Origin of the sequence: Virgibacillus sp. M23 (genome assembly GCF_034190895.1) — a bacterium.
Lineage (GTDB): Bacteria > Bacillota > Bacilli > Bacillales > Amphibacillaceae > Virgibacillus > Virgibacillus salarius.
In genome coordinates, this window is the sequence record NZ_JAWDHA010000034.1 from 18,345 (window position 1) to 40,191 (window position 21,847).

17 protein-coding genes are annotated in these 21,847 nt (G+C 36.6%); 5 read left to right on the plus strand and 12 right to left on the minus strand.

The window, feature by feature from the left end:
* Positions 1-69 precede the first annotated feature (69 nt).
* From RVS70_RS13530 to RVS70_RS13545, 4 genes are read right to left on the minus strand one after another with little or no spacing between them, the layout of a single operon-like run.
* A complete protein-coding gene (locus tag RVS70_RS13530) occupies positions 70-543 on the minus strand; it encodes a thioesterase family protein (RefSeq protein ID WP_026682758.1) in 474 nt (157 codons plus the stop codon).
* A gap of 16 nt (positions 544-559) precedes the next feature.
* Positions 560-1,543 (minus strand): 3-hydroxyacyl-CoA dehydrogenase NAD-binding domain-containing protein, encoded by a 984-nt coding sequence (locus tag RVS70_RS13535; RefSeq protein ID WP_321133687.1) that lies wholly within the window; start codon positions 1,541-1,543, stop codon positions 560-562.
* A 6-nt stretch (positions 1,544-1,549) separates the two neighbouring features.
* On the minus strand, positions 1,550-2,443 hold the full coding sequence (locus RVS70_RS13540) for a 3-keto-5-aminohexanoate cleavage protein (protein ID WP_121604836.1): 894 nt from the start codon (positions 2,441-2,443) through the stop codon (positions 1,550-1,552).
* A complete protein-coding gene (locus RVS70_RS13545; RefSeq protein ID WP_205388391.1) occupies positions 2,436-2,996 on the minus strand; it encodes a GbsR/MarR family transcriptional regulator in 561 nt (186 codons plus the stop codon). Before RVS70_RS13545 ends, RVS70_RS13540 begins: the two co-directional genes overlap by 8 nt.
* 249 nt (positions 2,997-3,245) lie before the next feature.
* Between RVS70_RS13545 and RVS70_RS13550 the strand changes: the two genes are divergently transcribed.
* Complete coding sequence (locus tag RVS70_RS13550) at positions 3,246-4,838, plus strand: BCCT family transporter (RefSeq protein WP_026682761.1); 1,593 nt, start codon at positions 3,246-3,248, stop codon at positions 4,836-4,838.
* 461 nt (positions 4,839-5,299) lie between these two features.
* Here the strand turns inward: RVS70_RS13550 and RVS70_RS13555 are convergent, their stop codons facing one another.
* From RVS70_RS13555 to RVS70_RS13570, 4 genes are all read right to left on the minus strand, one after another.
* Positions 5,300-6,025, minus strand: coding sequence for a PRC-barrel domain-containing protein (locus RVS70_RS13555; RefSeq protein ID WP_205388390.1), 726 nt, complete (start codon positions 6,023-6,025; stop codon positions 5,300-5,302).
* Positions 6,026-6,090: 65 nt separating this feature from the next.
* Complete coding sequence (locus RVS70_RS13560; protein WP_121604834.1) at positions 6,091-6,906, minus strand: S1 family peptidase; 816 nt, start codon at positions 6,904-6,906, stop codon at positions 6,091-6,093.
* Positions 6,907-6,929: 23 nt separating this feature from the next.
* On the minus strand, positions 6,930-8,960 hold the full coding sequence (locus RVS70_RS13565) for an ABC transporter ATP-binding protein (RefSeq protein WP_026682763.1): 2,031 nt from the start codon (positions 8,958-8,960) through the stop codon (positions 6,930-6,932).
* On the minus strand, positions 8,960-10,708 hold the full coding sequence (locus RVS70_RS13570; RefSeq protein WP_321133692.1) for an ABC transporter ATP-binding protein: 1,749 nt from the start codon (positions 10,706-10,708) through the stop codon (positions 8,960-8,962). The genes RVS70_RS13565 and RVS70_RS13570 overlap by 1 nt, the downstream gene beginning before the upstream one ends.
* 681 nt (positions 10,709-11,389) lie before the next feature.
* Between RVS70_RS13570 and RVS70_RS13575 the strand changes: the two genes are divergently transcribed.
* The 3 genes from RVS70_RS13575 to RVS70_RS13585 are packed head-to-tail and all read left to right on the plus strand — an operon-like array spanning position 11,390 to position 15,151.
* Positions 11,390-12,892 carry a spore germination protein gene (locus tag RVS70_RS13575; RefSeq protein WP_026682765.1) on the plus strand — a complete coding sequence of 501 codons (1,503 nt, stop codon included), beginning with the start codon at positions 11,390-11,392 and terminating at the stop codon, positions 12,890-12,892.
* An 8-nt stretch (positions 12,893-12,900) separates the two neighbouring features.
* Positions 12,901-14,022 carry a GerAB/ArcD/ProY family transporter gene (locus RVS70_RS13580; protein ID WP_321133693.1) on the plus strand — a complete coding sequence of 374 codons (1,122 nt, stop codon included), beginning with the start codon at positions 12,901-12,903 and terminating at the stop codon, positions 14,020-14,022.
* Complete coding sequence (locus tag RVS70_RS13585) at positions 14,012-15,151, plus strand: Ger(x)C family spore germination protein (RefSeq protein WP_080668752.1); 1,140 nt, start codon at positions 14,012-14,014, stop codon at positions 15,149-15,151. The genes RVS70_RS13580 and RVS70_RS13585 overlap by 11 nt, the downstream gene beginning before the upstream one ends.
* An 81-nt stretch (positions 15,152-15,232) precedes the next feature.
* Here RVS70_RS13585 and RVS70_RS13590 read toward each other — a convergent pair whose 3' ends face one another.
* Positions 15,233-16,309, minus strand: coding sequence for an undecaprenyldiphospho-muramoylpentapeptide beta-N-acetylglucosaminyltransferase (locus RVS70_RS13590; protein ID WP_121604829.1), 1,077 nt, complete (start codon positions 16,307-16,309; stop codon positions 15,233-15,235).
* 104 nt (positions 16,310-16,413) lie between these two features.
* On the opposite strand from RVS70_RS13590, the gene RVS70_RS13595 reads away from it, so the two are divergent.
* Positions 16,414-17,775 (plus strand): MATE family efflux transporter, encoded by a 1,362-nt coding sequence (locus RVS70_RS13595; RefSeq protein ID WP_026682768.1) that lies wholly within the window; start codon positions 16,414-16,416, stop codon positions 17,773-17,775.
* A 293-nt stretch (positions 17,776-18,068) separates the two neighbouring features.
* Here the strand turns inward: RVS70_RS13595 and RVS70_RS13600 are convergent, their stop codons facing one another.
* The 3 genes from RVS70_RS13600 to RVS70_RS13610 form a co-directional block, all read right to left on the minus strand.
* Entirely contained in the window at positions 18,069-19,256 is a 1,188-nt protein-coding gene (locus RVS70_RS13600; protein ID WP_121604828.1) for a NupC/NupG family nucleoside CNT transporter, read from the minus strand.
* A 421-nt stretch (positions 19,257-19,677) separates the two neighbouring features.
* Positions 19,678-19,875 (minus strand): hypothetical protein, encoded by a 198-nt coding sequence (locus tag RVS70_RS13605; RefSeq protein WP_121604799.1) that lies wholly within the window; start codon positions 19,873-19,875, stop codon positions 19,678-19,680.
* A 315-nt stretch (positions 19,876-20,190) separates the two neighbouring features.
* Positions 20,191-21,474, minus strand: coding sequence for an NCS2 family permease (locus RVS70_RS13610; protein WP_228089236.1), 1,284 nt, complete (start codon positions 21,472-21,474; stop codon positions 20,191-20,193).
* Positions 21,475-21,847: the final 373 nt, after the last annotated feature.

Here is a 21,847-nt window from a genome sequence, read left to right on the forward strand (position 1 = left end):
AAAATTTTATATTCCTAAACCACAAAAAAACCTCTGGAACTCACCAGAGGTTTTTCTTGCTTCCACCTTTTATTTTTTTCTTCGAATACCGATAACGCGTCCTGCTTCCTTTGGTTTTTCTTCAGGCATACAACTATCTGCGATTTCATCAACATTCGAAAGGATAGCTGTTGGAAACGGTGCAGACTTCCCAGTTGAATGGTCAATCCCCATCAGTAACTGCTCACTTGTCGCAGCTCTTTTTCCGTCTTCACCATATAATTCGAAGAAAGCATGTACACGCTTATTATCATAATCCAACATCTGAAACGATACTTCTATTGGCTCAGCAACATTCATTTCCGCCAAATAACAAACATGTGTCTCTAATGTGAATAATGTATAATTTTCTTGATTACGTACTTCTTCCGTCAGACCTATAGTATACATAAGTTTATCCACAGCTCGGCTAAAAACTCGAACATATTCTGCATCATTCATATGGCCATTATAATCAATCCATTCTTCTCGAACACTATCTTGTAAAATAATCGAGCTTGGCATTAACATTCCCTCATTTCTATATGTCGCCATTAATTGTAGCAGCAGGCCAGTATTTCTTTAATAACTCCTGTAATTCTATTAAAAATTGATCTCTACGTTCTTCTAATTCTTCCATTGTGGTCCCAGCGGTTTGGCTTTCACAGCCAGTTATTACTTTCTCTGTAAGCTCATCCGTTAACTCTGGCGCTACAAGCTTGGTCCATGGTAGCTTTAATGCTGGACCAAACTGTTCAAGAAGATGCTTCATGCCTTCTTTTCCCCCACCCATATGCAAGGTCATGAATGGTCCCATTAATGCCCAGCGTAAACCAGGTCCATATACAATAGAAGCGTCGACCTCATCAGTCGTTGCTATACCGTCATTTACGATATGCAAAGCTTCTCTCCAAATTGCTTCCATTAATCGATCTGCGACATGTCCTTCAATTTCTTTCTTAATGACAAGTGGCTTCATACTCATTTGGTCATAGAAGCTTCTTGCTTTTTCAATAGTAGATCCAACTGTTTTATTACCACCCACTATTTCAACTAAAGGCATTAAATATACAGGATGAAACGGATGTGCAACTATCACTCTTTCAGGATGATACAAACAATCTGCCTGTAATGTACTTGGTAGAATACCTGAAGTACTTGAAGCAATTATAGTAGCTTCTGAAGCATGCTGATCTATTTCTGCAATTACCTTACGTTTTAATGCTTCACGCTCTGGAACATTTTCTTGTACATAGTCTGCAGTTGATACTGCTTTTTGTAGATCCTTCTCGAATGATAAATTAGAGAGTGATGCCCCTGGAGCTAATCCTGTTTCCTTCATTACCGGCCAAGCTCTATTCACCGCATCCCTTGTCCGTTTTTCTGCTGCTGGATCTGGATCACTTGCTGTAACTCGATATCCATTTGCTAAAAATCTCGTGATCCATCCATTACCAATAACACCAGTTCCAACCACGGTGATATTTTTGATTTTTTTTGTTGATTCTAAAGCTTCTATTGTCATGCTGATTTATTCCCCTTTACTGTATGGGTTTCTTAGTTTTAAATATTCTCGTGCTTCTTGCGGATTCATTACATCATGTCCCAATCCTTGGATTTTTTCAACAGCCTTGTCGACAAGTTGTTCATTCGTTGCTAACTTTCCTTTTTTCAAGTATAAATTATCTTCTAAACCTACTCGTGCATTTCCTCCCTGAACAACAGATTCAGTGACCATTGGCAATTGCATTTTGCCAATACCAAACGCAGCCCATTTTGCATTTTCAGGTAAACGATTTTTCATATATGCTAAAGTTTCTGCGTCTGCGTCTGCTCCCCAAGGAATTCCCAAACAAAATTGATACATCGGATCACCATCAATAAGTCCCTCTTGTAGTAATTGATTAGCAAAGCGAATATGTCCCGTATCAAAGCATTCAAGCTCAGGTTTAACCCCGCTCTCTTTTATTAACTTAGCTTGTTTACGTAGCCAAGTAGCAGGACTAATATAGATTTGATCACCAAAATTAACACTGCCACAATCCAATGTACAGATCTCAGGAAGTAATAATCCAACTGGCTCATGTCGTTCCTCAGGCGTTTGAATATCTGTACCTTTCCCACCTTTTGTCGGGTCTGCTTCACTTGGTAGCCAGTCACCACCTCCACCAGCTGTAAGATTTAGAACAACATCTGTATCAGACTCACGGATTCGTTCAACTACTTCTTGGAATAATTGAACATCGTGACTTAATTTACCAGATTTTGGGTCACGCACATGTATATGTGCAATGGTTGCACCTGCTTTTGCCGCTTTAATCGCTGAATCAGCAATTTCCTTCGGTGTCACAGGAACGTGCGGACTTTTTTCTGCAGTCTCTCCTGCTCCGGTTACTGCACAAGATAGAATTACTTTTCTATTCATATTTATTACCCCCTGCTTGTTTTTTCGGAACATGTTGAAATATTTCGCCACTCTCAAAGAAAGAAATTAATCGTTTGATCCAGTCATAATAATCCATCCACGCTTTTAACTCAATTGTAATTTCAGTTATTAACTGCTCATTTGTATCAGGTAGCTTTTCTACATGATTTAGATCATTCAACTTTTCTTTTAACTTTTGTTCAAAATGGATATGTTTATTGATTGCATTATGCCACGTTGAAGTAAACAGTGACGTGAAAGTTTGATAATAGTCTTGCTCAACCTGATACAAATCTTTTCGAACGCCTTTTTTAAAAACACGTTCTGCGATATTTAAGTCAATCATTTCACGGACAACCTGGCTCATTCTTGTCTTGCTCATACCTGTTTCCGCAGAGAGTTCATCCAAGGTCATTGGCTTGCCCTGCATATAAATAATTCCTAAGACACGTCCAACTGTTGTAGACACTCCAAAAGATTGCATATTATCTGCAATCTTTTCCACAAAGTGTGATTGAATTTCTACTATTCCTTTATTTGATTGTGACGACATATTAACCATCCTTTTTTAATCTTAGGAAACTGTATCATGGCAGAAGAAATTTCGAAACCAAGATTTTTTGTAGCATTATGGAGTATATAAGAGAATATTGAAGCTGACATTATATAAACTTTATAAATAATAAATTTTATAAAGTTTACGTATTATTTGCCGTTTGTTTGCTCTTCCCCTGTTTGCTACGATTAATAAGTCCTTAAAATCGGAAAAAGCATTATAATAAAGAAAGGTTTTGATTCTTATATGAATTTTAAATTAATTGATTGGCCAACGTTTTTAGGGGCACTTGTCATATTATTAGGAGTATCACTTCCACTTATTATTTTCCCTGAGGCTGGAGCTGAAGTTATAAATGAAGCGAACGCATTTATGACAGGTAATTTTGGTATCCTTTATTTACTGTTAGGTTTGGCATCATTTATCTTTTTATTATTTGTGGCCTTCAGTAAGAATGGTAGAATTAAGTTAGGAAATAAAGAAGAGAAAAAGGAATTTAATACCTTTTCTTGGGCTGCCATGTTATTTGCAGCTGGTATCGGATCCAGTATCCTTTACTGGGGTATGATCGAGTGGGCATACTATTATCAAGGACCACCGTTTGGAGTGGAAGCAAAGTCAAAAGAAGCAATCCAGTGGGCATCTTCATACGGTATTTTTCATTGGGGTCCGATTGCATGGGCTATCTATACATTACCTGCATTGCCAATCGCTTACTTCTATTATGTACGTAAAAAGCCAGTCTTAAAAATTAGTGAAGCTGTTAGACCAATACTTGGTAATCTTGTTGATGGACCAGTAGGAGTAATCATTGACATATTATTCATGTTTGGGTTAATGGGAGGTGCTGGCACAACATTAGCGTTAGGAACACCGATGATCGCTGAAGGTATCCATGATCTAACAGGGATCCCGGTGACATTAGGTTTAAAAGCAGGGATTATGTTACTATGTACTTTAATCTTTGCAATTAGCGCTTATTCTGGATTACGTCGAGGAATAAAAATATTAAGTGATATCAATATTTGGCTAACTATTATCTTAATGGCTTTTGTTTTTATATTCGGACCAACCCTTTTTATTAGTGAAACAACTTTCTCAAGCCTCGGAATTCTTGCAGATAACTTCTTCCGAATGGCAACATGGCTAGAACCATTTCGAAATTTTGGTGGTTTTACAGAAACAGGCTTCCCTGAATCTTGGACCGTGTTTTATTGGGCATGGTGGGTTGTTTATGCACCATTTGTAGGTCTATTTGTTGCTCGCATCTCTCGAGGGAGAACGATTAGAGAAATGATTCTCGGTACAATGATTTATGGAACATTTGGTTGTATTCTCTTCTTTGGTATTCTTGGAAACTTTGGTCTCTATTTACAATTATCGGGATCGTTTGATGTCATTGGCTTTATGAATGATAATGGTGCACCTGCTGCAATTATTGCCATTCTTCATCAATTACCAATGGCTGATATGATTGTAGGTTTATTCACTATTCTTGCCGTCATTTTTCTATCGACAACCTTTGATTCTTCTTCCTATATTTTGGCAGCAGTTGTTCAGAAGCGAATTAAAGGAGAGCCTTTACGTTGGAACAGATTATTTTGGGCGTTCACCCTTTGTCTATTACCTCTCGTATTAATGTTTATTGGTGATTTAAAAGCATTACAAACAGCAAGTATTGTTGCTGGATTCCCACTTATTTTGATTATGTTTCTGTTAGCATGGTCATTTATGAAAGCTTCTAACTACGATATGCAAGCATCTAGAGATTTTAAATCTCCCACCATCCACATAAATAGAAAGGAAATAGAGGAAAGATCCAACCAATCAAAATACTAGCCAATTATCATTTCATGAACACAAATAATCTATATAGACTTTATTTTCTATAACTGCTGAGGAATTTTTTCTCGGCAGTTATTTTTATGTAGAGACAATAATAACCATCATAACTTCGCTATAGCAATAAAAGCAAAAACTAGACCAGACAGGCCTCCAAGCAACATACATTTCGCAAGGAGGCTCTAACGTTCGTCGTGAAATTATTCACAAATTGCCCAAGAAAAAACTAGGCGTTTTCTACAAACTGAAGGTGGTGTATCATCATTTCGTTTACATTCAGCAACTGAAATATACGAGACTACAGTTATAAAAGAGAAACAGTACAAATCTCGGAATGGAGCTTCTTTGCTTGCAGGGAAAATAAACATTTCCCAGGGAAGGAGAGTGTACTCCAGTTGTGTTAAAAGAGAGCAGAGTTATTTGAAAGTGCTTTTTCACTCCTCTGAAGGAAGCAATATTCAATTTTGTATTATTTCAAAGCTTTCTAATATGGACGTTTTCGTATAATATTCTTTTTTTAATTTTACATCTGAAAGAGAGGTATTTAAATACATGTCTTTTTCAAACCAGTCCACCTGTTGAATTTTCTCAATTGGAAAAATAAAATAAGCTTCTTCTGTGAATTTCTCACTATTTTGTACAATTACATAGCTTACCTTCCAATAATTAGTATCAACAATTAAATCAGCAATATGACCAATCTTACCGTCATTTGCATGAACCTTAAAACCAATGGTTTCATCTTCACTTCGAAGATTATAAGTTTGCCAGTCACTCACATGATTCTCATAGTTATCTGAACTATCATTTGTTGATCGCGGGAAGGTCATTGGTTGATCTACTACTCCCCAAATCATACTACCTGCCCAGTATCTTGCCCATCCATAGTAACTAATCAGCGAATTTTCATCATCCTTAGTAACTGCATTTTCTTCAGGTATGGTTGGACTATTTCGAATTACTTCTTTATCATGCTTTACTTCTACATGTTTTTCTCGTTCATTTAGAGCTCGAAAGGACGCTGGTGACATAAGCACACGTCTGCCTGGCAACCACTTTCGTGTATCTACAACTGCATAACGAATGGCCCATTTATTATCATCAAAGTAAAGATCCTTAACCTTTCCCATCACTCCATCTGAAGCATGAATTTTATAATTCTTTAATTCAGATGTTAAAAACATTGTAATCGCCTCCTTAGACGTTTACAAATGTATTACCCTTTATAAAAATTAATAAACCAACCGTATTATTGATATTGATAATAATAGTCAATAGGATAAAATAAACCAACCTTACCGTATGAATCATGGTCCAAAGTAGCAAAAATAATCCCAACTACCTTTCCTTCCCTATTTATTACAGGACTACCACTATTACCTCTGTATACGGGAGCTTCAATCATAATGACTTTTTCTTCCCATGAGGTTAATTTAGTATAGCCGATAATTTTCCCTTCATTTGCTATCCCGTTAAATCGTAATGGGTTTCCTATAAACTGAACTTGTTCGTCTTTCTGCACGGAAGCTCGTTTGGCTAAATTTAAATAAGGTACGTTTTCGGCATCCGCATTTAAAATTGCTAAATCAATAGATGGATGCGTTGTTTCTACGGTTGCATTAAATAAACCAAGCTCAGGAAATACCACAGTTACATTTTCTTCTCCTTCAACCACATGATAGTTTGTCAAAATGGTTCCATCAGCTGAAACTGCAAAACCTGTACCTTTTGAATCTTCTGTTTCTATTGTAACAACTGCTTCTTTATACAATTGAATTTCTTCTTGAAGTGATAACCGTGCGGATGTCTTTAAAAACTCTATTGCGGGTATGGAAAATGTGCGTGGTATTAAAGCAATAACATTAAAAAGAAGCACAACTGCAATTAGCCAAAACGCCCACTTTGGAAATGGACGTTTTGGTTCCAATTGCTCCTTTGCTTCTTTTTCCCTGGCCAAAACCTTTTGTCGTTGTTCTTCAACTAAATCAAAAAGCGCTTCATCATCAATTTCTTCATATAGATCTTCATCGATAATATCCTGCTGCTGTTTATCCTTCTGATCCATAATCCACCTCATCGTTACGATATTTATGAAACAACAGACTTTGCTTTGTTCCCTTGCTGCATTTGATACATTTGATAGTAATAACCCTGCTCTATCATTAATTGTTCATGATTACCATGCTCTTTTATCGTACCACGATCAAGTACAAATATGGTATCAGCTTGTTGAATCGTTGACAAACGATGCGCAATAACTAAGGTTGTTCTTCCTGATTTCAAAACTTCTAGCGCCTCTTGAATCATTGTTTCTGTTTCAGTATCAATATTAGCTGTCGCCTCATCAAGAATCAGTATAGCTGGATCGAAAGCCAATGCACGTGCAAATGATATTAATTGTCTTTCCCCCAATGAAAAAGTTGTTCCTCCTTCTGTTACCTTTTCCTCATATTTCCTCGGTAATTTTTCTATAAAACGATCCGCCCCAACTGCTTTTAATGCCTGAATTGCTGCATCAGTAGTTATATTAGGGTCATTCATCGTTACATTAGACAAAATAGTACCAGAAAATAAAAATGGATCCTGTAGGACGATACCCATATGACTACGAACTTGCTGGCGAGACCATTCTTTTGTAGAGATTCCATCAATTGTAATCTTTCCTTTTTGCGGATCATAGAAACGGAATAGTAAATTCATAATTGAACTTTTACCAGAACCGGTATGACCTACAAACGCAGCAGTCTGACCTGCTTTAATTTTAAAGGATAAATCCTTTAATATATAGTCATCATCATTATAAGCAAATGAAACATGATCAAATTCTACATTACCACGATATCGTTTTACTTGGTCATCCATTACTTCCTCTCCATCATAGTCCATTAATTCAAACACTCGATTTCCTGCCACTCTGGCTTGCTCAATTAAAGGAAGCTGATTAACGATATCCGTAACGGGTTCAAAAAGCCGGTTTAGATAATCGACAAATGCATAGAGTAGGCCAATAGATATAACACTAGTAGGCTCTAAAGAAAATGACCCAAAATACCAAATAAATGCTACAAAAGCAAGATTTCGAAAAACAGTAACTAGATTATAAGAGGTTAGTGCACTCAGTTTTACCAGCTTTCGTTGGTAAGTAAAATGGCGCTCATTTAATACCTCGAAGTCCTCCTTTGTTTTCTTTTCTCTGCGAAATGCTTGGATAATGGGCATGCCTTGAATTGCTTCATTAATATTCCCATTGATTTCACTAATAGTTGAACGAATAACAGTATTATATTTCGTACCAAAGTACTTATATACCTTCATCCAACCAATAATTAATGGAATAATTAACAGACATAGAGCAGCAAGCTTTACGTCCAAAATAAATAGTGCTACAAAAATACCAGCCATATAGATGACACTTGTTACAACAATTGATAAAACCCGCTCGTAAAGATCTCGTATCGCTTCCGTATCATTGGTTATTCTTGCCACTATTTTACCAGCTGGTTGATCCACATAGTAATTAATTGGTATACGCTGCGTATGAGCAAATAAGTCGTTTCGCATTTGTTTTACTATTTTATTAGAAGCTTGCTGTAATAGAAAGGTCTGATAAAACTGAAAAAATCCAGCAATGATAAGCAGTATCATATATAGACATAGTAATAATAATATCGGTTTTCGCTCTGGTTTAAAGAATGGATAGATCTCTGATAATGAAAGTTTTTCTCCAGTTACTTCAATCTTTTCTGTTGATGTAGTAATCGTTATCGTTCCTTCATCAACAGATCGTTTTCCTTGTAACGGAACTTCTTCATGAACAAAGTAATACGTAGAACCAATTCCTATGATGGTAGCAGTATCACCCACTACTTCATCTTCGTTCTCCAAGCGGTCTGCTCGTTTATAGAACTTATCCTCATATTCAACCGTATCCGTATCGTCCTTTAAAATGACCTGCTGCCAGTTCCCTTCTACGCCAAGTATATGATCATCAATTACTTTTTTCGCGATTAAAGGACCAGCTAATTCTAAAGATACGGCAATAACTAAACAAATTAAGCCAATAATGATACCCTTCTTAAAGCGAAGTGCATAAGAAAAAAGTCTTCTTTCAGTAGTCATTAGCCAGTTACCTCCTTATCTTCTAGCTGTTGTTGATTATATTGTTCTTGGTACCATCCTTGCTGTTTTACTAATTGCTCATGGTTTCCTTGCTCTATAATCACTCCATCTTCTAACACGATAATATGGTCGGCATGCGTAACAGCAGATAGACGATGTGCTGCAATAAATGTCGTCTTATTTTTTCGTTCTTTAAGTAAATGATCAATGATTCTAGCTTCTGTTTTTCCATCTACAGCAGACAATGAATCATCTAAAATTAATATCTCTGGATCTTTAATAAATGCACGCGCTAGTGCCACTCGTTGTTTTTGTCCTCCAGATAATGTAACACCACTTTCTCCAACCTGTGTATCTAACCCATTTGGTAGTTGTTTCATATCGTCAAGAAAATGGGCAAGTTGCATGACTCGAAAGATCTCCTCGTCAGTTGCATCTTCCTTCCCAAACTGTATGTTCTCTCGAATTGTTTTTGAAAACATCATTTGGTCCTGTGGGACATAACCAATCCAAGAACGTATTTGCTCAAGCGAAAGATGTTGTAAATCTTCCCCAGAAACAGTTATTTTTCCTTTCATATCAGGATATTGCCGTAAGAGCAGTTTAAAAATAGTCGTTTTACCTGCCCCTGTCTTACCAACAATACCGATTGTTTCTCCTCTTTGCACGTGTAATGAAACGTCTTTTAGTTGCTCCATTTCCGTATCTGGATAGGAAAACGAAACAGATGAAAAATCAATGGAAGTTACTTCTGATACATGAACAGGCTTCGTCGGATCTTTCACATCTGCTTGGTAATTAAGTGTGTGATTTACACGATCCAAAGATGCATTCCCTCGCTGTAAAACATTAATTAGCTCTCCGACAGCAAACATTGGCCAAATTAACATTCCTAAATAAACATTAAATGTAACTAAGTCACCGAGCGTAAGAATATTTTCAAATACGAGAAACGCTCCGTATCCAAGTCCAATCGTATAAGATAGGCCGACTAAAATTTTCATCGTTGGTTCAAATAACGCATCTATCTTGGCAACTTCTATATTTTTTTCATAAACATCTGTTGTCATGGCTTGAAACCGCTGTGCATCTTGCTTTTCTTGTACAAATGCTCGAAGTACCCTGACACCGCGAATCGACTCTAACACGTCATTGTTCATTTCACCAAAGGCTTCTTGCGCTTTTGTAAATCGAGCATGAATAGCGGCACCATATTTGTTCATGACAATCGCCATAATTGGCAATGGAATTAAGGAAGCAATGGTTAATTTCCAGCTAATCGTGAATCCCATCATAGCTATTATCATTAACATGAATATACTTGAATCAACAAGCGTCAACACACCGAACCCAGCAGTTAAGCTTATCGCTTTAAGATCATTTGTGCTTCTAGCCATTAAGTCTCCTGTACGATATCTCCCAAAAAACGATGGTGTCATGGCTAAGAAATGCTGCATTAAATTGCTCCTCATCCATTTTTCTAAAATAACGGCACCACTAAATAAAGTATAATCCCATAGGTAAGAAATGGCGTAATGAATGACGATTAGCAATAAGTATCCCACGATGATTGCAGTTAGCAATTGTAAGGTAAGTGTTTCAAATTGAATATGATCAATCGTATACCCCGCTATCTTAGGTGGGATTAAACCAATAGCACTAGCAATAATTAAAGCAATAATTGCAAATACATATCGCTTCCAATAATGTTTAAAAAACCAATTTAATTTTCTAAAAACACTAAACATAATAAACACCTTCTTTTCTCTATATATAAGGTCTATAAAAATAATACATTCATTTCCTCTATATTCTCTGTATAACAAGCAAACGGTAAAGCATTCTTTTCCATTGTGCAGATGCCTTTCCATTAATAAGAGTTCGCGATTTATTATAGGGATGTTAAAAAGCTCTAAAATCACTCCTAAAATGAATCAAAACCCAAAGAAAAACACATACGTCCATGACGTATGCGTTCATAAAAAAGGCAAATAGTAATTAAAAAACTTCCCTTTTCAACACAAAAGAGTCACAGACACCTGTGACACCTTTCAAAAGATTAAATAATGCTAACGTTAACCAAAGTTAACAATTTTACATGTTCACGCTTGAGGTCACAGAGAATATAGAATTTTTTGTTGTCAGTTGCTGATTGATTCGCATGGTATGTGACCTCCTTCTTTTTAGATTCTCAATTATTATAGTATTAGCAAAATTTTAAGTCAATATGTTTTTCACAAATTTTTTAAATAATTGTTGGATGCGGAATATAAAGTCGATCTCCCACTCACACATATTAGGTTTCACCTTATTACTTGAAGTGGGGGCTTACTGCCAGTTATATGTGGGATAAATTTAAATCTCAAATCATATTTCCTTCCTTTTCAGACATACTAAGCTTATAGGAACGGAACAATTTGGAGGCAATTATGAGAAGAGCTAAGAAGAAAAAGACAAGTAGTATTTTCCCGAGCAAATTAGAGGATCTACAGGCGATACTTCAGCAAAAATTTGATCATAATTCCGATTTAAACTATACGATCTATAATCATCAAAACCAGCGGATAGCTGTATTTTATATCACCTATCTCATCGACACAAATAAAGTAGAAAACTCTTTACTAAAACCACTTTTAGAGCGTAAAGAAAGCTGGTCCATAACAGCTTTATTAAATAATATTCCATTAAGTTCTGGAAAAACGGTAGACAACTTGGACGATATATTGAAAGGAATCTTATTAGGTGAAGTATTTATTTACATTGAACAAGACTCCACCATTATTTCTTATACCTTGAAAAAAGAAGAAAAGCGCTCACTTTCTAAGGCTGAAACTGAATCCGTGGTACTTGGTCCACAGGTTGCATTTACTGAATCTCTTGCCACAAATATGAATTTAACTCGTAAAGGGATTTTATCGAATGATCTAGTTTTAGAAAAGATTGTTATTGGTGAACGTTCACCAAAGGAAATACGTTTAGCGTACTTAAAATCAATTGCGAACGAAACAGATATTCAAACCATGCGTCAGCGATTAAATGACCTGGAAATTGATGAAATTGAAGATAGTTCAGTCTTAATTCAATTAATCGAGGATTCGTCCGCTAGTATCTTCCCACAATTCTATGAAACCGAATTACCTGACCGCTTTTCTTATTCTATATCCAAAGGTCGCGTTGGCGTTCTCGTTGAAAATAGTCCAACTGGTATAATTGCACCAGTTACTTTATTCAGCTTTTTTGAATCAACGGAGGATCTTTACATGCGTTGGAATATTGGTAGTTTCTTTCGAATTCTCCGTTTTATTGCCATGTTTATTTCTGTATTATTAACTCCTTTTTATGTAGCAGCAGTAACGTATCATTATGAAATTATTCCAATCCCATTATTAATTTCACTTGGGCAATCCCGGGCAAACGTACCCTTTCCTCCTATTTTTGAAGCTTTCTTACTTGAGTTACTCATCGAATTACTGAGAGAGGCAGGAGCGAGATTACCGACAAAAGTTGGACAAACGATGGGTATCGTTGGCGGTGTTGTAGTTGGAACAGCTGCTGTACAGGCTGGTCTTACCAGTAACATTCTAATTATCTTTATTACACTAAGTGCGCTTGCTTCGTTTACAGCTCCAAGTTATCTGATGGGAACGACAATTCGTGTTTTGCGCTTTCCCATGATCGTTCTTGCAGGTGTCTTAGGTATTATTGGAATCATGTTTGGCATCTGCTTTCTGATTATTCATTTACTAAAACTAACATCATTAGGAAGACCATATTTATCGCCTGTGTATCCGCTTAATTGGCAGGACTTAAATAAAACCTTATTTCGCCTGCCTTATAATATGCAAACAAAGCGATTTTCTTCATTCCGTTTAAAAGATCTATACCGTTTTAGTAAAGAAAAAGCGAAGCGCAAAAAAGATATAGATGAGTAGGTGAAAGCGTGAGAGTAAATTTAACTGTAAAACCAAATCTACAGCTACGATCCTTCTACCTATTCTTTATGATTGTCTCTATCCAAATTGGTGTAGGGATTATGGGAGTACCTAGAATTATATTTGCAGAGACAGGTAGGGATTCATGGTTGGCTGTCATTATTGCATTCATCTATATCCTATTTCTTCTCATTGCTATGTTCTTGATTTTAAAGCAGTATCAGAATGCAGATATTTTTGGAATTCAAGTAGATTTATTTGGCACATGGATAGGCAAGCTTCTCGGAGCCATTTATGTTGTATATTTCGGATTATGTCTATTCACTGTTTTGATTACGTATATTGAAGTAGTAACGATTTTTATTTTTCCAGGGTTAAATAATTTTTTGATGGCATTATTATTAATTGCCTTAATTATTTATAGTGTTATGGGAGGTATTCGAGTAGTTTTTGGTGTTTGTTTTCTTTTTTTCATTCTCTCTCATTGGCTTGTCTTATTATTAGCACAACCAATCTGGGAAATGGACTGGTCTCATTTCCAGCCAATGTTTCAATCCTCCTTAACAGAATTACTAAAGGGTGCACGGAGTTCCGCTTATACGTTCAGTGGGCTAGAGCTCCTGTTTTTAATCTATCCATTTGTTATAAATAAGAAAAGTGTAAAACTACCTGTATATTTAGGGGCACTCTGGTCTGCCCTACTAGTACTCGCTGCAACAGTTATTGTTACTGGTTTTTTTACACCTGAGGAGATCAGTGCAAGAGAATGGTCTGTCCTCGGTTTGTTCAAAATTCAATCATTCTCTTTTGTAGAACGGTTTGACTATATCGTCGTAACTGCATGGATGATGGTCACCTTACCAAATATGATTCTTTGCTGCTGGGCTATTACCTATGGGCTTAAGCGCTTATATTATTTCCCACAAAAATACTCTCTCTATGTCTTAGCAGCTATACTTGCAGTTGCCAGTATATTTACAAAAGAGCACTATCTTATACAGTTCATGATTAATTTTACTGCACAACTTGGTTTTTGGCTCGTTTATGTGTATCCATTTCTATTGCTTATTCTTGTCATCGTAAAAAAACGAATAAACAAACGGAATGGAGGACTGACTCATGCTAAATAAAGGAATGCTCTTTTCTTTAGCTGCCTCCCTGTTTTTAGTAACAGGATGTATGCAAATGAAACCAATTGAACGATTAGCTATTATTAACGCAAGAGGTGTTGATCTTTCAGGTGAAGATTTAATTGATACTACCTTGGTTATTTTCCAATTTGATACACAGACAAAAGATATTTCTAAAATTGCTTCAGGTACTGGAAAAACAATTAAAGAAGCAAGATACGATGCAAATACGAAAACGAGTTTCTCACTAACTCCCGGGCAGATTCGCCTCGAACTTTATGGAATGGATGTAGCTAAAAAGGGAATTTTCCCCTATTTAAACACATTAGTTCGTGATGCTCGAACATCTGACAGAGTACTATTAGCAATAACAGATACAACTGCCAAAGAAGTAATAACAAAAGGACAAGAGGAAACAAATATAAATGTGGGACTATTTATGAACGGACTAATTAATCAAAAGATCCAAGATGATAGTATACCTAAGACAGAGCTCTATGATTTTACACATGCTTATTTTGAAAAGGGGCAGGACCCCGTACTGCCTATCATCAGCTCAGTTGAAGGAACACCAAAGTTTTCAGGAATAGCTATGTTTCAAAATGATAGCTATGTCGATAGGCTGACGTTGCATGATGCCTTGCTAATTAATTTATTTCAAAAGACCATTCACTCTGCTCCATTTGATATTAGCGTACAATCAGAACCCCTTAAACCTTATTTTCAAAAAAGTCTTTCCGGTCAAAAGGAGGAAGAAATTCATCTAAATGGTAGAATTATTAAAGGAAAAAACAATACACAATTGCTGGATAAAAACCAGTTGCGGTTTCAAACAGACATTACCATTCAGATGAATTTGCTGGAGATGTCTTTAGAACTGGAATTAGAAAATAAAGGTGTCATTGCTAAATTGGAAAAACAAATCGAAAAACAGATCAAGAAGAAATATGAAGCGCTTTTAGAGAAAACACAGGAAATGAAGGCTGACCCATTTGGATATGGCGAAATTTACCGAGAGCATAAAGCTAACGGAGAGTTAGAGAAAAATGAATGGCGTGAGAAATACCCAGATATTGACGTGAATTACAATGTCGATGTAAAAATCGTTGAATACGGAACAATTAGATAGGGTCGAGCTATTTGAACATTTAAATACAGCCACAGATCAAAAATACAGAGCCACTATCCCTTTGTGACAGTGGCTCTACGATTATTTTCCATTCTGTACTTCTGTAAGTATCTCAATAACGCGATCTCGTGCCTCTTCGCTCTTATATTGCTTCATTGTATCGATCATAATTGGTGCAAATTCCTTTAATTGTTCCAGCTCATGTACAAGCGTGTCTTCTGACAACGATTCCTCTTCTAACACTCTTGCATACCGTTTCTCGGCAAAGGATTTTGCATTTATGATCTGATCTCCTCTGCTAGCTTGACGAGATAATGGTATTAGCAGCATCGGCAATTGCAGTGCAAGAAATTCAAAGATAGCATTAGACCCTGCACGCGATAGAACATAGTCACTTATTGCAAAGATATCTTTTAAATCATCTGTAATATATTCAAATTGGACGTAGCCATTTTCTTTTATCTGATGGTCAATTTTACCTTCACCACAAATATGAATGATCTGAAATAATGGTACTAGCTTTGGCAAGCTACCCCGAACGGTTTCATTTATTTTTTGTGATCCTCCGCTTCCGCCCATGATTAATAAGATCGGCTTTTCCTTTGTAAGCCCTGTTAAAGCAAGACCTTTTTCTCTATTCCCTTGAAATAGTTCATCTCGTACTACTGCTCCAACATATTCTGATTTTTTTTCTGGCACATAATTTTTCGTTTCTGAAAATGTTGTTAGTACTTTTTTAGCAAATGGTATAGCTATTTTATTTGCTAGACCAGGTGTATAATCAGACTCATGAACTACTGCCGGTACACCAGTTAGTTTTGCAGCCAGCATGACAGGTACAGATACGAATCCACCCTTGGAAAAAATAACGGATGGCTTGCGTTTCTTAATTATTTTCACTGCTTGCATTGTTCCTTTCAAAACTTTAAATGGATCTTTCAAATTCTCTATCGACATATAACGACGAAGCTTTCCTGTTGAAATAGGATGATAAGTTACACCATCCACTTCTCCTATAAGCTTTCGCTCGATACCATCTTTTGAACCAATATAATCAATGTCCCAGCCTTTATCTCGATAGTACGGAATCAGAGCTAAATTAACAATGACATGCCCTGCAGATCCGCCTCCAGTAAATAGTATTCGTTTATTTTTCATTAGGTGAAAACGTCCTTTCTTCCAAACTGCTCTATAAAACGGTATAATAATTTTTACGCTCCTCTTCTATCCTATTAGAAAATACATGAAAAAGGAAGAGAATTATGTATCAGACAACAACGCTAAAGGAAAAACTAAAATTATTCGCTGTAATATTAATTCCTATACTAATTACCCAAGTGAGTATGTACTTAATGAATATATTTGATACTGTCATGTCAGGTCGTGCTGGTGCAGTAGATCTAGCAGGTGTCGCGATCGGGACGAGCTTATGGGTTCCTATTTTCACTGGTATAAATGGGATTTTACTTGCCATTACTCCCATAATTGCACATCTCACAGGAGCTAGCTCTGAAAATAAAGTTACCAATAGTGTACAGCAGGCAATATATTTATCAATTGTTCTTGCCATAATTGTATGTACTATTGGTGGTATATTACTAAACCCTGTTTTAAACCTAATGGAACTCGAAGCTGGGGTTCGACAAACTGCGAAATATTATCTTATCGCCTTAGGGACAGGAGTAATTCCTCTCTTTATCTTTAATACAGTAAGATGCTTTATCGACGCACTAGGGCAAACACGGATATCCATGCTCATTATTCTTATATCCTTGCCGCTTAACTTATTTTTTAACTATATCTTTATTTTTGGTAAATTTGGGATTCCAGCATATGGCGGAATTGGCGCAGGAATTGCAACCTCGATAACCTATTGGCTTGTATCCATTTTGGCACTAGCCGTTATTTATAAAATTACCCCTTTTCGCAAATTTTCTATTTTGACGAATTGGGTAAAACCATCTGCAAAGGATTGGTGGGAGCAATTAAAAATAGGTATCCCAATTGGTTTTGCCATGTTTTTTGAAACAAGCATTTTCTCTGCTGTAACGCTATTTATGAGTGTATATAGTACCTATACTATCGCCGCCCACCAAGCAGCAATTAATTTCGCATCCTTGCTCTATATGATTCCATTAAGCGTTGGAATGGCGCTGACTATTGCTATAGGTTACGAAATAGGTGCCAAACGATATTTAGATGCACGTACGTATGGATATATCGGTATTAGTGGTGGCATATTTATCGCCCTTTTTGCAGGATTTGTATTATATATTACAAGAGATTGGGTAGCCGCCATGTACAATTCAAATCCTGAAGTTATCCAGCTTACAAAGCAATTTATCTTTTATGCTATCTTCTTCCAGCTAGCTGATGCATTTGGTGCACCCATCCAAGGAGCATTGCGCGGTTATAAAGATGTTAATGTTACGTTAATCATGGCGTTAATCTCCTATTGGATAATTGGTTTACCGGTTGGTTGGATTTTAGCAAACTATACAGTTCTTGAACCTTTTGGCTATTGGGTTGGTATAATTACTGGATTGACTGTGGGAGCTATCGCTCTATTATGGCGTTTACTTTATCTACAACGGAAATTTGTCCATACCTCCCATTTGCATTAGCATGGATGATGAAAGCGAGTCCCAATGTATGAAGTTATTCGGATCGTAGCTCAGTTCATGTTTTGAAATGTGATCATTATTAACCAGCTAACTAGTTAAAGAAAAAAACACGTTACCAAATGGATCTTCGGACTCGTGCTGTTTCACCGGAATCTCGCTTATTTCAGGTGCTAAAATATTTATTCTAATCAAAAAACGAGCGATAATTAATTTCATTCAACTAATCATCGTTCGTTTTTGATTGTTTCTTATTTACATTTGTCTTAGACTCCAATCATCCTACCTATCATATCTTATAAGAATAAGCCGGCAACGGTAGCTGATAAGATCGATGCTAAAGTTGCACCAAGGAGCAATTTTAGCCCGAAGCCAGATACGCTCACAGCTTTCTTTGCATCAATTCCCTTAACAGTTCCAGCAATAATACCGATGGAGGAGAAGTTTGCAAAGCTTGTTAAGAAAACAGAAACGATACCAACGGTTTTCTCTGACAGAGAATCAATCGATGGTTGGAATTGTAACATTGCGACAAATTCATTTGTTACAATTTTTGTTCCCATAATTGATCCAGCTTGGACGACCTCACCTGGAGATATCCCCATCAGAATACCAATAGGAGCTATAATATACCCCAAAATTTGTTGAAGTGTCGCTCCAGAAAAGATTAATTGAATCAGCCAATTTACAAGCTCTAATGAAGCAATAAACGCAATCAACATTGCCGCTACAATTAAAGCTATCTTTCCGCCTTCTAGCGCACCATTCCCCATCGCCTCGAAAATACTTTTATCATTCGTCACATCTTTAATATCCACAACGTCTTCTTCTTTCGGTACTTTAACCGGTGCAATTATTGAAGAAATCATTAATGCGCTTAACATGTTCAAAGGCAGTGCAACTAATACATAGTCATTAGGCAAAATTTGCAAATATGCTCCAACAATCGACGCGGATACAGACCCCATGGCGGAAGCACTTACAATATAAAGCCGATTAGCATTTAAATGATGAAATTGTGAACGAATAGCAATCAATGCTTCAGATTGTCCAAAGAATATACTGTTTACAGCATTAAATGACTCAACCTTTGGAAGCCCTGTCACTTTTGATATTAACCCACCCAAATATTTAATAAGTGGTGGAAGAATACGTAAATATGTTAAAACGGATAACAACGTAGCAAAGAAGATGATTAATAATAGGACATTGAAGAAGAATACGCCGCCTTCCTCTAATACGAATCCACCTACTACGAAATTGATCCCTTCTGTACCGAATTCAATTAATTTATTAAAACCAGCTGAAATTCCTGTAATAATCGTTTGACCAATTTTGGTCTCGAACATAAAAAAGGTGATCAACAGCTGAAAGACTAACATAATGATAATACCTTTATAATTTATATTTTTCTTATCATTAGACATTAAAAATGCTAGTCCCAGGACAACGACGATCGCCAGTAATCCTAGAAGTATTCCCACACTGATTTCCTCCCTATTGTAACTGTTTTCATTATTTCTGATACATAGGTCATTGTACCAAGTTGTCAGACGTCATGCAAGAGATTGTTTTTTCTGTAAATTTAAATATCCTGTTTTATTTGTTCCCCTTTTTAAATAGAAAAAACAAATTATTTTGCTTCTATCCCAAAAACAAAAGCGGAAGCGAGCGACTAGAGCGAAGTAAAGGAATCACAGTGAGCTTGCGAGCTGATGATGACTTAGATTCGTGCAATTCATGAAGCAGCCTAGTTTCTGGACGCGGCTCAACACGCCCATATCTTTCCACACGGGCTAATTTTATAGTTTCTAGACTATTAAAAAAACGGAGCAAAATTAGCTCAGTCCTTATCACTACATGCTCCGATTTACGCTTCCTCTAGTAGTTATTATGGAATAATAGCTACTGCTTGACCACCACTCCGGCTGCCCACTTCCCTTTCCGTGGGGTTTGTCCTTCAGCTAACTTTTTTAGCAAAACCCGCTCAAAAAAGTGGATCTTCAGGTCAAACATTTCCCACAGGAGTTGAAGTGGCCGGCCTTCGCTATTATCAGGATCTACAACGCTAGCATGAAGTAACACAGCTGCTTTTATACTCACGGATAGCGATTTTTTGTAAAAAAAGTCAACCTATTACTTATGACAAGAATTGTTGCACCTTCTCATAGCGGAGACTAATTACGTAGACTCCTGCGGGATTAGCGCGAGCCGAAAATCCACTTTGCAACGTGTTCTTCTTTGCAAAGTTAGTTGAGGCCGTGCCCGCCGAAAGCGAAGTAATTAGTCGGAGCATTGCCAATATACATCAAACATTTCAAAATAACTACTTGGCTTAACACAGTCATTGCACTGATTTTATACTTTCTTAACTTATAAAAAAAACTCCCACGCTTCAAGCGTAGGAGGCACAATAATTTAATGTGTTGGAAAGAAAATCATCTGGATTACAAAAATAATCCCAAATACATATAATATCCAATGAACATCCTTTCCTCTTCCGTTTACTAATTTCAATAATGGATACGTAATAAAACCAATGGAAATTCCCGTAGCGATACTGGATGTTAATGGCATGGATAGGATGATCGCAAAGGCTGGAAATGCTTCGTCAAATGTTTTCCAGTTAATTTTAGCTAATCCTTCCATCATAAAACAACCTACAATAATTAAAACAGGCGAGGTAATTGCTGGTAAATTTGCAACTGCACCTATAATAGGTGTAAAGAAAATAGATAGTGCAAATAGCAAAGCAATTACTAATGATGTTAGTCCAGTTCTACCACCAGCAGCTACACCTGAAGTAGACTCAATATAAGCTGTTGAAGGGCTTGTACCGAACATGGAACCTACTGTTGTAGCGGTTGCATCCGATAACAAGGCTGACTTTGCTCGTGGCATATTGCCGTTTTTCATAAAACCTGCTTGTTCTGCCACTCCAATCATGGTTCCAGTCGTATCAAATATGGTAACGAGTAGAAAAGCAAAAACGATCGTATAGAGACCTTGACTAAAGACACTGCCTATATCCAAGTCAAAAAACACAGGCATTGGTGGGGCTGATACATAGCCTTCTGAAAAGGATAATTGTCCTGTGAACAAAGCAATAATCGTCGTTATGAGCATACCAATAAATAAAGCACCCTTTATGTTCCAGACAAATAAAATTAAAGTAATAAATAAACCTACTAAAGTTAAAGCAGTCATCGGGTTATGTAAGTCTCCCAATCCAACAATATTTGCTTCATTTGGTGCGACGATACCGGCCATTCTCAAGCCATTAAAGGCGATAAATAGTCCAATCCCTGAGGTAATTCCATATTTTAAGGATGCAGGAATTGCTTTTATTAATGTCTCTCGAAGTGTCGTCAAACTCAAGAGAATAAAGATGATACCAGCAACAAATACAGTGCCAAATATCGCCTGATAAGTTAAGCCTTCTGATGCTACAACAGATGCAAAATATGCATTTAATCCCATACCTGGTGCTATTGCAATTGGATAATTCGCAAAGAAAGCCATGCATAGTGTACCTACAACTGCAGAGATAACCGTAGCCATAAACACTTGATCAAAGGGTACTCCTGCCGCTGAGAGAATTGCGGGGTTAACCACAACAATATAGACCATTGTAAGAAATGTTGTTAGGCCTGCAATCACCTCTGTTTGGATATTTGTGTTATTTTTCGTTAATTTAAAGATCTTATCCAAGACAAACACCTTGCTTTCCGAATATAATAAAACAACATTGACTATAATATTCGTTTTTAACTAATTATGCAAGAAAAATTGCTTCCTTTCTATACTTCCTCCATTTTTATCGATTCATCCATCGTATTGTAACGTACTTTATTTCATTTTCAAGATTTACATACTATTAATTATGGTGCTTTCGTCCAATAAACATTAAGAAAAACTGAGCAAAATTCGCTCAGTCCTTATCACTACATGCTCAGATTTACGCTTCCTCTAGTAGCTATTATGGAATAATAGCTACTGCTTGCTTGACCACCACTCCGGCTGCCCACTTCCCTTTCCGTGGGGTTTGTCCTTCAGCTAACTTTTTTAGCAAAAC